Raw genomic sequence first — 1,567 nt, 5'->3', positions numbered from 1 at the left:
CGGCAGGCGAGTTCAGGGTCACTTGCCACAACTGCCGCCAAGCCAACCTTCCTGTTAAGTACTGTTGGTGGAGCAGGCGCTCCAGAGGCTCAAGCTGTTGGTGACTCTGCTGTTCGTGCCAGGGGGACGGAGTCCTTTGAAGAAGGCGACACAGGAATTGGCGAAAGGGTTGCAGCTCAGGCTCGACGTGGGCATCGACTAGGCGTTCGTGCCAGCGGTGCAGTTCCCGACAGGGTGCCGTAGGCATAGCACCATCCTGACCCTCGTGGGGAACACCTTCCTCCGGGCCACCAGCAGCAACGGCAGGCAGGGATTGCAACTCCAGGAGGAAAAACAGCAGTTGGCTTTGTAAGGCGATGATCCGCTCCAGCCTCTGCCAAGCTGCCTCTGCCGAGTCGGCAGTTGGGATCCCTTGCATCCTTTGCGTCAGCTCGGCCAACTCCTGCAGTGCCACCGCCAGCTCCGGCGGGCTGAGTTGCGCCACCTGCCCCCGGTAGCGTTGGGCAAACTGCTGCACCTGCTTCCCAAGATCGTCCAGATTGTCGAACTCAGGGCTGCGCAAGGACTCCGTCTCGCTAACGTGATTAGAGCCCGTTGGCAGAAGCGTCGCGTAGCGATAAGGAAGACCAAAAGAAGGTTCAGAAGCAGGAAAGACCACCGGGATCAGCCTCCTGTCGCGTCAGCGTTGCGGTTCCCGCCAAGGTGCCGTAGGCATAGCAACAAAGATGGGGGTTGCCCCTCTGCAGAAGGACACACCTGCTTTTCTCCCCCACCAAAGCGCGAATGGTGTTGAGAAAATCTGGATTGGAGGTGTGGGCCTTGACCAGAGTGGCCTGGATCCCTGCTGTACACACCTCTGAGCCCCTATCTTGGGCAGAAAACACCATGACCGGCGTGCTGCTCACCGTTCGCGTCAGCAGGCCGGAGACCTTATGCAGCAGTGGCAACAGATCTGAACCCAAGCCATCTGGCCAGTTCAGATCCAGGATCACCAGTTGAAAGGTCTGGGTTTGCAAGGGCTGGCGCGCCTCCTCCACGGTGGGGGCAGGGAAAACCTGAGCCATATCCTGCAAGATCTGAGCCACCACCTCAAGATATTGGGATCCTCCTCCGCCCGCTTGCGTTTGTGGATATCTTGAACCCTCGAATAAGTTGACGCAGGCAGCCTTCCCAATCCTTGCCAGACGCCTATCCCCCCCAGCACATAGAACAGCTTTGGCTCGGAGAGGGATCCCGCCAATCCATGCGTAATTTCCACGCGATCCTATCCTATCCTTATCGAAGACAGCAGGGAGCACTTTGGGCGGGAAGGCTTCTCAACGTTCACGGAAGCGTCGCGTAGCAATTTGTAACATTCTCCTCTTGGAAATGCAGCTAAGGGGGAGGGGGGATGCGTCGGCCAAAACTTCTGCCAGGATGAGTTGAGATCTTTACTTATCTTTGGCGGAGGCGCTCTCTTTGTTTGCCCAAGTCACGGCTGCCGCTCTGCTGGGACTCAAGGCCGTGCGGGTCACGGTGGAGGTGGATGTGGGCGGTGGCTTGCCCCAGATCACCTTGGTGGGACTGC

Annotated in this window: 1 protein-coding gene and 1 pseudogene; both read right to left on the bottom strand. The window is 58.6% G+C overall.

The window, feature by feature from the left end; translation table 11 throughout:
• Window positions 1-658, bottom strand: a pseudogene (locus NW838_RS00270) (hypothetical protein); the annotation flags it as partial.
• Window positions 639-1,088 carry a response regulator gene (locus NW838_RS00265; protein ID WP_414355528.1) on the bottom strand — a complete coding sequence of 150 codons (450 nt, stop codon included), beginning with the start codon at window positions 1,086-1,088 and terminating at the stop codon, window positions 639-641. The gene NW838_RS00265 and the pseudogene NW838_RS00270, both read right to left, overlap by 20 nt.
• Window positions 1,089-1,567: the final 479 nt, after the last annotated feature.

The sequence above is a fragment of the Synechococcus sp. R55.2 genome (assembly GCF_047462075.1).
GTDB lineage: Bacteria > Cyanobacteriota > Cyanobacteriia > Thermostichales > Thermostichaceae > Thermostichus.
The sequence above is the reverse complement of the archived record's forward strand: the minus strand, read 5'-3'. Positions and strand labels throughout refer to the sequence as shown.